At 59.7% G+C, this 13,356-nt stretch carries 11 protein-coding genes; 6 read left to right on the forward strand and 5 right to left on the reverse strand.

Annotated elements, in window-relative coordinates:
• Positions 1 to 38: 38 nt before the first annotated feature.
• Positions 39 to 335 carry a hypothetical protein gene (locus tag WI754_RS30510; protein WP_341486412.1) on the forward strand — a complete coding sequence of 99 codons (297 nt, stop codon included), beginning with the start codon at positions 39 to 41 and terminating at the stop codon, positions 333 to 335.
• 594 nt (positions 336 to 929) lie between these two features.
• Here the strand turns inward: WI754_RS30510 and WI754_RS30515 are convergent.
• From WI754_RS30515 to repA, 5 genes are all read right to left on the reverse strand, one after another.
• Positions 930 to 1,136, reverse strand: a complete 207-nt coding sequence (locus tag WI754_RS30515; protein ID WP_284004371.1) for a cold-shock protein — start codon at positions 1,134 to 1,136, stop codon at positions 930 to 932.
• 339 nt (positions 1,137 to 1,475) lie between these two features.
• A complete protein-coding gene (locus WI754_RS30520; protein WP_341486615.1) occupies positions 1,476 to 3,848 on the reverse strand; it encodes a DNA translocase FtsK in 2,373 nt (790 codons plus the stop codon).
• 241 nt (positions 3,849 to 4,089) lie between these two features.
• Positions 4,090 to 5,394, reverse strand: coding sequence for a plasmid replication protein RepC (gene repC / locus WI754_RS30525; protein ID WP_341486413.1), 1,305 nt, complete (start codon positions 5,392 to 5,394; stop codon positions 4,090 to 4,092).
• A 229-nt stretch (positions 5,395 to 5,623) separates the two neighbouring features.
• Complete coding sequence (gene repB / locus WI754_RS30530) at positions 5,624 to 6,628, reverse strand: plasmid partitioning protein RepB (protein ID WP_341486414.1); 1,005 nt, start codon at positions 6,626 to 6,628, stop codon at positions 5,624 to 5,626.
• A 211-nt stretch (positions 6,629 to 6,839) separates the two neighbouring features.
• Positions 6,840 to 8,066, reverse strand: a complete 1,227-nt coding sequence (gene repA / locus WI754_RS30535; protein ID WP_341486415.1) for a plasmid partitioning protein RepA — start codon at positions 8,064 to 8,066, stop codon at positions 6,840 to 6,842.
• 539 nt (positions 8,067 to 8,605) lie between these two features.
• Between repA and WI754_RS30540 the strand changes: the two genes are divergently transcribed.
• The 5 genes from WI754_RS30540 to WI754_RS30560 all read left to right on the forward strand — a co-directional run bounded on the left by WI754_RS30540 (position 8,606) and on the right by WI754_RS30560 (position 13,250).
• Positions 8,606 to 9,778 (forward strand): ABC transporter substrate-binding protein, encoded by a 1,173-nt coding sequence (locus WI754_RS30540; RefSeq protein ID WP_341486416.1) that lies wholly within the window; start codon positions 8,606 to 8,608, stop codon positions 9,776 to 9,778.
• 141 nt (positions 9,779 to 9,919) lie between these two features.
• Complete coding sequence (locus WI754_RS30545; protein WP_341486417.1) at positions 9,920 to 10,783, forward strand: branched-chain amino acid ABC transporter permease; 864 nt, start codon at positions 9,920 to 9,922, stop codon at positions 10,781 to 10,783.
• Position 10,784: 1 nt separating this feature from the next.
• A complete protein-coding gene (locus WI754_RS30550; protein ID WP_341486418.1) occupies positions 10,785 to 11,792 on the forward strand; it encodes a branched-chain amino acid ABC transporter permease in 1,008 nt (335 codons plus the stop codon).
• Positions 11,789 to 12,553 carry an ABC transporter ATP-binding protein gene (locus WI754_RS30555; RefSeq protein ID WP_341486419.1) on the forward strand — a complete coding sequence of 255 codons (765 nt, stop codon included), beginning with the start codon at positions 11,789 to 11,791 and terminating at the stop codon, positions 12,551 to 12,553. The genes WI754_RS30550 and WI754_RS30555 overlap by 4 nt, the downstream gene beginning before the upstream one ends.
• Positions 12,534 to 13,250, forward strand: coding sequence for an ABC transporter ATP-binding protein (locus WI754_RS30560; RefSeq protein WP_341486420.1), 717 nt, complete (start codon positions 12,534 to 12,536; stop codon positions 13,248 to 13,250). The genes WI754_RS30555 and WI754_RS30560 overlap by 20 nt, the downstream gene beginning before the upstream one ends.
• Positions 13,251 to 13,356: the final 106 nt, after the last annotated feature.

The raw sequence follows: 13,356 nt of genomic DNA on the forward strand, positions 1-13,356 counted from the left end.
CGGTATCGTGATCCATGACGGCAAGCGGGCACAAGTGCATGGCGTTGCGCGCGACGCGGCGTTTGTCCTTCATCCCTATACGAATGCGTCCCAGCGTTCTACGACTTGCCTCGCGATACCAGCTGGCCGCAGTTGATTTGATCTTCGATCAGGCAACAAAGTTGCAGGAGATGGAGATGGGTGGCCGCGATGCGGAGGGGCGACGACGTTCACTTGAAGGGGATGCACGTACGGAAATTGTGACTTTAGGTGAGAGTTACTGGAAGTCAGCACTGCTGAGCGCGTTGGCGACAAGCGTTCGCTTCTACACAGGCGGCTATAAAAACGCGCTTTGAGTCACCGCACCTCTTGGTGGCAGTGTGGCCGCGCCTGCGGCCTTTCCGCGGTCGGAGTCCTCCGTCCCAGGACCCAAGGACATTCTGGAACCATCCCTTCTAGTAAATCGAAACGAGCGGTTTAGATGCCTACGGCGCCATAATCCGCACAGGCTGTCATATATAAAAAGAGACCGATAATGCCGGCTTATCGGTCGTTTTGTTTTCTGGTGGGAGAATCGCCCAAATCATCGCGCAGAACCCGGAAAATAACTCTACGGACGACGCTGCACTCTGCCACAGCAGCGGTTCGGATATCGTAAAGATGCGCCTGGCCGTCGGTGGAAGTTACGCCTCCCCGCTTCTCCCGTCTTGACCGCTTGCCGATCGGATTCAGTTCGTCGCCAGCACCGCGGCCTGCCCAATATGCGCATTCGGGCCGCGCGGGACGCCGCCGCCGCGCTTTCGAAGAAACAGCCGCCGGTCCATATGGGTCCGGAGACGCCCCCCTCCTCCATTCCCGGTCTTGGGTGATGACACTCAAATAGACCCCAAGCCAGAAACGGAAAAGGCCGGGTTGAACCCAGCCTTCCGAACATTTGTTGAGCAGTCAGCTCAGGCCTGCAGATTGTCCGCCGACATCTTGCCGGTCTTACGATCCTTTACCAGCTCATAGGTGATCTTCTGCCCATCGTTCAGACCCCGCATGCCGGCCCGCTCCACTGCGGAAATATGGACGAAAACATCCGCACTGCCGTCGTCGGGCTGGATGAAACCAAACCCCTTCGTTGCATTGAACCATTTTACGGTACCGGTTGCCATAGCGTCTTCCTTCGATCATTTGCCTTACCGCCCCATCGGCGGACTGGCCTCGTGCGGAACACAGATAGACACTTCTGCGCTCCGCAAAAAGCTGAAAATTCTATCCAAGCATCGAGGCAAGTCCCACGGCTCCCAAGCGAGTGGTCCTGGTCGCGACTGACGCAACCTTTTGTCTCTCTGTTTCACCCCGATGCTCACGGGACCGCCTGGCTGGGCCAGGAGGTCGCGCCGCGCGTCAATCTCACCAGGTCCCAGGACTTTGATTGTTTTCGCTGGTGCAGTTGTCAACACCAGGACAGCTGGTCTTTCGGCAGGCGCCGCGCCACTCGCAGGACGAGATCAATCCTCATCGCTAGCCGGTACCTCTATCGTCTCGCGGACGGCGGAAAGAATCGAGCGTTTGCCGACATGGTTTGCCGGTCCGACAAGCCCTTCCCTCTCCATTCGCTCGACGAGCGAAGCGGCTCTGTTATAGCCGATCTGCAAACGGCGCTGGATGTAGGAGGTCGAGCACTTCTTGTCACGCAGCACAACCTTGACCGCCTTGTCATAGAGATCGTTGCCGTCTTCCTCGGCCATCGCGCCCTTGTCAAAAACCGTGCTGTCCTCCTCCGCGGCCTCGTCGGCGTCCTCGGCATCCTCGGTTACGGTGCCAAGGTATTCCGGGCGCCCTTGCGTCTTCAGATGCGCGACCACCTTCTCGACCTCCTCGTCCGACACGAAGGGACCATGGACACGCGCGATCCGCCCGCCGCCGACCATATGCAGCATATCCCCCTGCCCCAGCAGATGCTCTGCGCCCTGCTCGCCGAGGATCGTCCGACTGTCGATCTTGGAAGTCACCTGGAAGGAAATGCGGGTCGGGAAGTTGGCCTTGATCGTGCCGGTGATGACATCAACCGAAGGGCGCTGCGTCGCCATGATCAGGTGAATGCCGGCAGCGCGTGCCATCTGAGCGAGCCGCTGGATGGCGCCCTCGATCTCCTTGCCTGCGACCATCATCAGGTCTGCCATTTCATCGACGATGACGACGATATAGGGCATCGGCGCGAGGTCCATTTCCTCTTGCTCGAAGATTGCCTCGCCGGTCGAGCGATCAAACCCGGTCTGTACCGAGCAAAGGATCGTTTCACCCTTGGCCCGAGCCGATGCGGCGCGCGCGTTAAAACCATCGATGTTACGCACGCCGAGCCGCGACATCTTGCGGTAGCGGTCTTCCATTTCGCGAACCGCCCATTTCAGCGCCATCACGGCCTTTTTCGGATCGGTTACAACCGGCGTCAGCAAATGCGGGATACCGTCATAGACCGACAGTTCCAGCATCTTTGGATCGACCATGATCAGGCGGCATTCCTCCGGCTTTAGCCGATAGAGCAAGGAGAGGATCATCGTATTGATCGCCACCGATTTGCCCGAACCCGTGGTACCAGCGACCAGAAGATGCGGCATCTTGGCGAGCTCGGCCACCACCGGCTCCCCGCCAATCGTCTTGCCCAGGCATAGCGCTAGCTTGAAGCGGGTCTCGCCGTAGTTTTCGGATTCGATCAGTTCGCGGAAATAGACGGTCTCACGGACCGGGTTCGGCAGTTCGATGCCGATGACGTTGCGGCCCGGCACGACCGCGACGCGCGCCGACAGGGCCGACATGGAGCGTGCAATATCATCCGAAAGGCCGATGACCCGTGAGGATTTCACGCCCGGCGCCGGCTCGAATTCATAGAGCGTCACCACTGGTCCTGGCCGCACATCGATGATCTCGCCGCGAATACCGAAATCCTCCAGCACGCTTTCCAACAGGCCGGCGCTTTGCTCCAGCGCCTCCTGGGTAATGATGGCCGTTTCCTGGACGGACGGTTCCTGCAGAAGCGTAACGGGCGGGAAAACATAGTCGCCGGTGTCGAGGCCGATCGAGATATCGGCGATCTTCGCCACGGTCTCAGGCTTGATCTCCCGAACCGGTTTAGACGTGGTCGCCGGCGGAGTTGCGTCGTGGACCGGCTCGATAGGAGCCCGCGCCGCCGGAAGCCGCGATTTCACTTCCGCGAGTTTCACCAGCGGCAACTTCTCAGGCGCCTTGGCAAACGCGGTCCTTGCCACAAGGAGCCCCGCCGACGGCGCGCTCGCGGGCCTGACGCCTATCTCCCGATAGAGTGCCGTGACTGAATCCGGCGTCACCTGAAACTCGGGCGCCTGCCAACGCGCCACAGGCATCAGCACGTCCATATCGGCAGCCATATCCAAGGCACTCCAGAACACTTCATCGGAAACATCGTACAGGGCATTCGGTCGTTTCGCGGCTGTTTCCCAGACGTCCACGGGCTGCGAATCTTCGTCAGCCGGAAAGCAGGCGAGATCAATTGCGGCAGTCTCCATGGCTTCGAAGACTGGGATGGCATCCGCCTGCATTTCCATCTCCCGTTGGAGACGCAGCGAAAGCAACTGAATGCCGGATGCCGCCTGCTCTGCTTGCGCTATGGCAACGGTTGCTTCACCTGCCACAGGATTTTCGACGGTCGAAGCAACGTCCTTCGTGGCGCTCTCCTCTGTCTCGAGATCCGTATCGGTAGGCACTGGCTGTTTTTTGGCTTCAGCGGGCGAGCGCTTCGAATAGACGCTCTCCGGCGTGCGGGTGAAGCGCACATTGGGTCTAAGCACAAAGGCGCTTTGCCACACCGGCGCATCCTCGCGCCCCTCAATTTCGCTTGCAGCCATGGCGTCCGTATCGGTTCCGGTCGCATTTTCCTCGCCGTTCGGATCGATCGGCGAACCGTAGACGCGCCGCTGATGCTCGGCTTTCGCCAGATGATCGTCGTGGTCTGCGGGCTGCTCTCCCGTGTGATCGAAGGGGTTCGAAAAATTGGTTCGGGAAAGACGCATAGGGACCTGCTCACTCATAATTCACGGGCAATGGGCACAGCCTTTTCAATAGAAAATAAAGGTTAATCACCTCTTTCTAGCCTGCCTTTCTCACAGAATTTCCGTTGGCTCTCGCGAGCGACATCAGCATCGGGCCGATGGCGAATTCTCCCCTTTCGGCGCGTCGCGTCAGGTCTCGAATATAGCCGCCGGCGGAGTTGATATGCCCCGCCCTCTCGAGAATGCAGGCAATCACGGTTGCGGCATTTTCCGCTCCGAGTATCTCGCAAGCCTGTTGATAAGCGTCGGGGCTGACACCAAGCATCGAGCGCACGACAACCGCCGCCGCCATGAGATCGCGCCAGGTCGAAATGGCTCCGCCTGTCCCGTAGTCGGCAATCTGCGGGCATGCCTGCAGCACCAGAGCCAGCGGAAACGCCTTGATGCCCGCACCTGGCAGACTGCGATGACCTTCGTTGGCTGCACTGGCCGTATTAACGCCGCGTTTACCATGATCTACATCTTTGTGCCCCCTCGTCACGGGCAATGTTTGCCGATCGATTTCGGATTTTTCGCCCTGCTTCGTTTCGATTGCAGGTTCAGGTTCAAATATGGATTCGGTATTTGAATTCTGTATGTGCCGATCATTTTGGAAGGGATTGCCGCTTATTTTCTTCGAATCGACGTGCATTTCCAAGAGATTGACGATCTCGTCGCGAAGCATCTCCATCTCTTCGAGGGCCGTCGCCAGCACATCCGGTGTCGATGTGCGTGGAATTGCGGTAACCAAGGCGCGAAAATGCAGGCTGATCATCTCCCAGTCGCCCCTGGCGCCCTCCTCCACGGCCGTCTCGATCAGCTTGGCGACGTCGCGCCGGCAGAGCGTCAAACGCTCGCGAAGCCGCTGCAGATGCAGTCGTTCCGCGGTCACTTGTGCCGCCAGGCGTTCGACTTCGTCCGCGCGTGCAAGAAGCGGCGCCAGAGAAAAGCCGAAGGCCTCGTCGATCGCACCGGCGCCGTTCCTACGCACATAACGTTTACCGTTTGGACTATCCTTGCGAAAAATGAGCCCAGCTTCGACCAACACCGCAAGATGACGTCGGATCGTCTGTTCTGTCATCCCGTGGGATCGCAGTGATAACTGTGCATTGGACGGGAAAACAACGAGCCCGTGCGCTTCTGATAGTTCGTCCTTTGGATAGAAACTCAGAAGCGCATTCATGACCGCGAGCGCCCGATCGGTGACGCCGATCAGCGGCCTTGCCTCGCACAACGCCCGGAAGAGTTTCCACTTGTCGACTGTCTTGCCGTCTTCGATCTCTCGCGCCATGACCTGATTGGCCAACATGCCAAGCGTCATCGCCCGCCGCCCAAAGGGCGTCGCCACACTTCCACCTTCCATCGCCTCTGCCTTTCGTCGGGGCAAAGCTACTCAGCTCGTCAAAATGACGCCGATCTCAATGAAGAGACTTGACTACGATTCCAGGAAGTGTGATTCTCTCAGTCGCCAAACAGTCGAGAAGGGCTTCCGGAATGCATTTCGGGGGCCTTTTTCTTTGCCGATTTTCGTCTGCTACCCATCCTTCGATAGCCGTTGATCTTTGGGTGCCCACTTGGGCGCCCGGCGTAAGCTAGTGCCGGCCATCCTGTTTGCGGCTGGCCGTAAATTCCGCGTAGAGATCGTCCAGCCGATCGGCGAGGTAACCGCCGAATTCTGGCACTTGCCGCTCATCGAAAACGATCCGGGTCTGAACATCGTCCCGCTCGATCCGCGCTGCTTTCTTGCCCTGCGGATTCTTCCATTCCTGCGCCTTCGGCTTTCTCTTCGCCGGCTCGGCGCCGAGCATTTCGAACACACGGCCAAACCGCGTATCACTGTCAGTCGCTAGAAATTCCGCGCCCGCGATCAGGGCATCGAGCGTGTCCTGTTTCCGCTCCATCCGATCGGCCAATGCCGCCCAGCGCGCCCGGCCCGCCTTTGGCGCCGGTCCGATCGCCTGGACCAGATATTCCGGAATACTGCGCGCGATCGAGATGTAACGGCTGAGGTCAGCCTTGTCGGTCGAAAGCGCCGCCATGATCGTCGTACGGTCGTAGCCGCCATCTTCGAGGCGCCGGGCGAATTGAGCCTTTTCGATGTAGGACAGATCCTGCCGGTCGAGATTTTCCTTGCCTTGCGCAATGACGAGCTCGTTGTCTGTCAGTGTCTGGATAATGGCCCTGACCGTCTTGCCAAGCATGGCTGCTGCCCGCAGACGCCGGCGGCCATAAGCCACCTGGAAGCGTCCGGGCACAGCAGCCTGGGGCCGAACGAGGATCGGAACCTGTTGTCCATTTTCTCGGATGCTCTCGACGAGCGCCTCAAAGCCGGGATCGATCGCTATCGAGATTCGATCGCTCACAGAGGAACTATCGATCTGCGACGGATCGAGATCGATCACCGTCGATCCGGACGCCAGTTGCTCCTGCAATTTTGCGGCGCTGCGCGCACCCTCGGTCATTTCCTGCAGTGACGCGCCCATTGCCGAAATGGCGCCCGTGCGGACGCGATCCGGACTTTTTTCAGCGCCTGCAACTGGAGCGGAGCCCTCCGGCCGGCGCATAAACAAAGTGTTGACGGTATCTTTTCGGCTCACGGCAGATCACCCTGATTTAAAAGTTTCTGAGGTGCGGCGCCTTGGAAACAGCAGACGTTGGGAGCTCCCAACAGGTCTGGCCGGGTGACACACCTCTTTGACCAAAGGGATATGCCACTCGAAAGATCCCGTTCATCTGGCGAAGTACGGAATCGTTTGAAATGCGCTGTTGGGAGCTCCCAACAAACTGCGGGCGATGGGAGGAGAGCACTCATTTTGGCGTGCGCCCCCACGCTTGCCGAATGAGGGATTCGACTTCGCCGTTCACCGCGTCGAGTGCTTCCATCGCCCGGTCATAGGTCGACCGGGTCAGGTTCTCCCGGCCGATCTCGTAGAGCGTCTGCTTAGTCAGACCAGCATCGGAAACCGCTGCCGACTTCACCATCGGATTGGTCATGACGTGATCGTCGAACAGATTGCGAAGGAGGGCGGCGACCTTGGTCTGCGGCGCGTCCTGAGGTTCATAGCGAGTGAGAAGATAGCGGATGAAATCATATTTCAGTTCGCCGCCAGCCTCGCGAACGACGGCCAGGAGGTCATGCGTCATCAACAGGAATTGGCTCATCGACGCCACATCGAGCATCTGCGGATGGATCGTCACTACCATCGACGTTGCCGCGCAAAGGCCACTCAGCGTCAAGTAACCGAGCTGCGGTGGGCAATCGATGACGACGACGTCATAGCCGTCGGCAACTTCATCGAGCGCACGCGCGACGCGGGTGAAAAAAATTCCGTCTCCGTCGCGGGGGCCGCTCGTCAAGGCGCGCGGTGTCGTATGCTCAAACTCCATCAGCTCAAGATTGCCCGGCACGAGATCGAGGCCGTCGAAATAGGTGTTGCGGATGACCTCCGCCAGCGGCCGCTTTTCCTCATCATATCGGATGGCGGCGTAAAGCGTTTCGTTCGACCTGACTTCGGTTTCCGGCAGGACGCCGAGGAGGGCGGAAAGGCTTGCCTGCGGATCAAGGTCGACGGCAAGCACCCGATATCCCTGCAGCGCCAGATATTGTGCCAGGTGCACAGACGTGGTCGTCTTGCCCGAGCCGCCCTTGAAATTGGTGACGGCGATGACCTGGAGGTGATCATCGGGGCCGCGACGCGGCACGAGGTTATAGGCTTCGCGGCCCCGCGCCGTCTGTGCCAGCTTCTCGCGCAATTCGTTGATCTGCCGCAGGGTGTAGAGGCGGCGTCCGTTGCTGGTGAGTTCAGGCTGCGGTCCTTCGCCGGCAAGCGTCATTTTGCGCAACGTCGAATCCGAGACGCCCATCAGGCGAGCCGCCTCGCCAGAGGTAAACCGCCGCAAAGTCTTGTTGGCCGTTGGCGGAAAAAGGGCCTCGCTGATCGCTTGCAGCTGCGAACTGATAACCGCCGCATGATCCCCGATCGTCTCATCGACGGTCTTGCGCTCAATCTTGGTCGCTCGAATTGCATTGCTCACGTTCAAAAACTTTCGTCACGGTAAAATGGCCGGATGGGAGATATAACCGTGACGATACGCAACGCAACGATTCGCGCAAGAAGTTATTGGTTAACAGAAGGTTAACACGACGGGATAAGAAAATGAGTCCGGCGCGGCCCAACACATGATTCACCCATGAATCCAAGGTGTTCATCAACGGCAACAAGAGCCAAGCAGCGATGGTCCGCGCGCAATGATTCATGTGCACAATCACCCAGCGTCAGGCAGAAGCTGGCCGCGGGACCTCTGGCACGCCCGACTCACCCACCTCCGCTGTAAATGATCACGATTCGTTTCCCGCTGCAGTGCCGCCCCTTGCTGCCTCATGCTCTCTAACTCGGTGTAAGAGGGGAGGAGAGGGGGATGGACACACACCCACATTCATAATCATTTGCTTATGAAAGCGCCGCTGTTATTTCATTTTACATCACCATTCGGCGTGACACACTGGGCCCGCTGTAATGTCAGCCGTTGCGCGCCGGCTCCCGGGAGCATGCCGGCCGTTCAGGGAGGAAAATATGAAACGTGTAGTCATCACCGCGTTTGCGGCAATCATCATGGGCAGTGCAGCCCATGCAGATACGATCAAAGTCGGCGTGGTTGGCCCATTCTCCGGGCCTTTCGCTCTCCAGGGCAAGAATTTCAAGGCCGGCATCGACGCCTATATGGCAATGAACGGCACATCGGTCGGCGACGACACAATCGAAGTCATCTACCGCGATCTGCCAGCACCGGATCCTGCTCAGTCCAAGGCCCTGGCCCAGGAACTGGTGGTCAAGGAGAAGGTGCAATATCTCGCCGGTTTCTATTTCACCCCGGACGCGATGGCGGTAACGCCGATCCTGAAGCAGGCAAATGTGCCATTGGTCATCATGAACGCCGCGACCTCGGCAATCGTCACCAAGAGCCCGTTCGTCGTGCGCACTTCCTTCACCACCTGGCAGACTTCGACGCCAATCGCCAAGGTCGCGCATGACGCAGGCGTTGCCAAAGTTATTTCCGTCGTCAGCGATTATGGTCCGGGGGTCGATGCCGAAAATGCCTTCAAGGCCGCGTTTGAAAAGGAAGGCGGGCAGGTCGTCGAGGCAATCCGCATTCCGCTTTCCACGAACGATTTCAGCCCGATCATGCAGCGCATCAGGGATTCCGGCGCGCAAGGCGTGTTTGCCTTCCTGCCGTCCGGGCCAACGACACTCGGCTTTGTAAAAGCCTACAATGAAAATGGCCTGAAGGACGCCGGCATCAAGTTCTTCGCCCCGGGCGACTTGACGCAGGAATCCGACCTGCCGGCGCTTGGCGACGCCGCTCTCGGCATCCAGACGACGTTTCACTACGCGGTTTCCCACGATTCTCCCGAAAACAAGGCTTTCGTCGAAGCCGCGGTAAAAGCCATCGGCAATCCCGCCGAGCTGTCCTTCCCCTCAGTCGGTGCCTTCGATGGCATGAACGTCATCTACAAGATGATCGAAGCGACGGGTGGAGAGCAGGATGCACAGAAGGCCGTGGATGCCGTCAAGGGATTGTCCTGGATCAGCCCGCGCGGTCCGGTCTCGATTGATCCTGAATCGCGCCACATCACCCAGAACATCTACCTGCGTGAAGTTACCAAGGCGGATGACGGTACCTACTACAACAAGGAAATCCAGACCTTCGAAAAGCAGGGCGACCCAGGTCTCGCCGCTGCCAAGTAGAGCGGCTCAGGCGGTTTGACCCGCACCTGGAGTTCGGCCATCGTCGGCTTTTGACGGTGGCCGATAAATCCCGCTCTCGCTTTTATGGGGGAGGGGAGGGCTCGATAGCGCACTGCGCACAACCGTATCGGAACCAGTTCGATGCAGACATTCTTCAGCATAGCCGTCGATGCCTTTGCCTATGGCATGGTGCTCTTCGTCATCTCCATTGGCCTTTCGGTCACCATGGGGCTGATGCGCGTCGTCAATCTTGCCCATGGCGCCTTTGCGATGATCGGCGGCTACATCGCGTCCTATGCGGCGCAATCACTCGGTCTGGGGTATGCCGCGGCCATCCTGCTTGCCGTGTTCGGCACAGTGGCCATCTCGATCCCGATCGAGCGTTTGCTCTATCGCCGGATTTACGGCGCTCCCGAATTGACCCAGGTTCTGATGACCATCGGCATCACCTTCTGCATCATCGGCATCACCAACTACGTCTTTGGACCAACCCTGAAGACGATCCCGTTGCCACCCACATTGCAGGGCTCCGCCGATCTCGGTTTCCGCTCGATCGCCACGCATCGCATCTTCGCTATCGTTTGCGGCCTCATCGTCGCCGGTGCGCTTTGGTATGCGATCGAGAAGACGGCCTTCGGCGTCAAGCTGCGTGCCTCCGTCGACAACGCCTCTATGGCGGCGGCGCTCGGTGTGCGCACCGAGATCATCTATGCGGTGAGTTTCGCAGTCGCGGTCGGTCTTGCCGCCTTCGGCGGGGTGCTCGGCGCCGAACTGCTTCCGGTCGAGCCCTACTACGCACTGCGCTACATGGTGACCTTCCTGGTGGTCGTCTCCGTGGGGGGCGCGGGATCAATCCCCGGTGCCTTGCTCGCCTGTCTCGTGCTCGGCGGCATCGATACGACCGGACGCTATCTGATGCCGGAGTTTGGTGAGTTCTTCTTCTACCTCGCAGTTATCGCCATCATCTGCATTTTCCCACGTGGTCTTGCCGGACGGGTACGCTAGGATGACAGTCATTATGAGCCACAAAACGGTCGCAACGACCGCCCGCCAAAACCGCCCCTTCGTCCGCGACCTGATGGGCATCGGCACCATCATCGCCGCGGCGGCAATCGGCTATCTTCTCTTCCCCGACAATCTTGCCCTTTTGACCCGCATCATCGCCATTGCCCTTCTCGTATTGTCGCTCGACCTCGTCACCGGCTATTGCGGTGTGGCGACACTCGGCCATGCGGCTCTGTTCGGCTCAGGCGCCTATGCTGCCGGCATCATATCCGCGCATTACGGCATCGCCGATCCGCTTCTGATGACGTTGGCGGGCATCGTCGGCGGAGCAGCAGCGGGGCTCGTCTGTGGCGTCATCATTCTTCGAGCCCACGGATTGCCGCAGCTCGTCCTGTCGATCGCGCTCATCTACCTGTTCCACGAACTCGCCAACAAGGCGTCCTCCTGGACTGGTGGCAGTGACGGTCTCTCTGGAATTTCGACCGATCCACTGTTCGGTATGTTCGAGTTCGACCTCTGGGGCCAAACTGCCTATGTCTTCGGTGTCGCATTGCTGCTCGCCGTGCTTATCCTGCTGCGTTTCCTCGTTCGTTCGCCCTTTGGCATGCTTTGCCGCGGTATCAAGGAAGACCCGCTGCGCATCATCGCCATGGGCGCGTCGCCCAAAGCCGCGCTGATCAAGATGTATGTCATCTCCGGTGCTGTCGCTGGCGTCGGCGGCGCGCTCAATGCCATCTCGACGCAAGTCGTCGGCCTCGACAGCCTGTCCTTCACGCTTTCGGCGGAGTCGCTCGTGATGCTCGTCCTTGGTGGCACCGGTTCGTTGTTCGGCGCACTGACCGGCACCGTGGTCTTCATGCTGTTCGAAGACTATGTCTCTGCCGCCAACCCCTTCCACTGGCTAACGATGGTCGGTGCATTGCTGATTGCCGTCGTGCTTTTCGCACCAAAGGGTCTCTACGGAACGGCCGCCGCCTTTGTCGCCCGCCGTGGGGAGAAACGCCCGTGAGCGCCGTTTTCGAAGTTCTCAATCTGAAAAAGGCCTTCAGCGGTCTTGCCGTCACCAATGATGTGACACTGTCCATGGCGCCGGGTGACCGGGTCGCACTGATCGGGCCGAACGGCGCGGGAAAGACCACCTTCGTCAATCTCGTGACCGGCAATCTCCGTCCGGATTCAGGAGAGGTCCGCATCAACGGCGAAACCGTTACCAGGATCGATGCGATCGGCCGCGTCCGCCGCGGTCTGGTCCGGTCCTTCCAGGTCACAAGGCTCTTTCAGGACATGACCCCGGCCGAGCATGTCGCTCTGGCGATCCTTCAACGCGACGGAAGGGCAGGGGCGATGTTCGGCAATTTCCTGTCGATGCCCGATATCATGGATGAGACAACAGCACTGCTTTGCACGCTTGGCCTTGTCCATCTCATGCACCGCAAGGTGAGCGAGATCGCCTACGGCCAGCAGCGCCTGCTCGAGATCGCCGTGGCGCTGGCGCTGAAGCCCAGGGTCCTGCTTCTCGACGAGCCTGCGGCTGGCGTGCCACAGAGCGATACCGGCCGCATCGAGCAGGCGCTCGCAGAGCTGCCCGCCGATCTCGCCGTGCTGATGATCGAGCACGACATGGATCTGGTTTTCCGCTTCGCCAAGCGCGTCATCGTGCTTGCCGCTGGAACCATCATCTTCGACGGCTTGCCCGTCGATGTCACCAAGAATGCCGCCGTGCGCGAGGCCTATCTGGGGAGCTATGCCAATGCCAGCCACGCCGCTTGAAGTTGAAAACCTCTCGGCCGGCTACGGTCCGACCCGCGTCCTTGAAAACGTATCCTTTTCCGTTCCCGCCGGTGCCCGATTGGCTGTTCTCGGCCGCAACGGCATGGGCAAAACGACACTGCTGGCCACGCTTGCTGGCCAGACACGGCGGTACGACGGAAAAATCCGCATCGGGGAAACCGACGTCACCGGCATTTCGAGCGCCCTGCGGGCTCGCACCGGTCTCGGCTACGTGCCACAGACGCGGTGCATCTTTCCGACGCTAACGGTCGAGGAGAACCTGTTCGTCGGCCTGAAGGACCGGCCGAAAAGCGACCTGCAGGAAGCCTACGCGATGTTCCCGCGCCTGTTCGAGCGCAAGCGGAACCTTGGCTCGCAGCTTTCCGGCGGCGAGCAGCAGATGCTGTCGACGGCGCGGACCATTCTCGGTCGCCCGTCCGTGCTGCTGCTTGACGAGCCACTCGAAGGTCTTGCACCCGTTATCTGCGAGGAGTTGATGAAGGCCTTCGCATCACTCGCCAACGCCGGCGACATGACCATTCTCCTGGTGGAACAGCGGATTCAGAGCGCGCTCGATTTCGCCGATCAGGTCATCGTCCTGGAACGAGGGCGGGTTGCTTGGAGCGGAACGCCGGCTGCATTGGCTGGCGACCACGATGCGGTGGAGCGGCTACTTGGCGTCGGCGGGCTGCACTGAAACAATCCATATGGGAGGCCATCCCCGCCCCTAAACCGCCGCGAAGCGGCGGCTCGGCGCGGTTCTCAATTTTTTTGGCAATAGCCTGGAACCTTCCGCTTCCCTG

The sequence above is a fragment of the Pararhizobium sp. A13 genome (assembly GCF_040126305.1).
In the GTDB taxonomy this organism is placed as follows: Bacteria; Pseudomonadota; Alphaproteobacteria; order Rhizobiales; family Rhizobiaceae; genus Pararhizobium.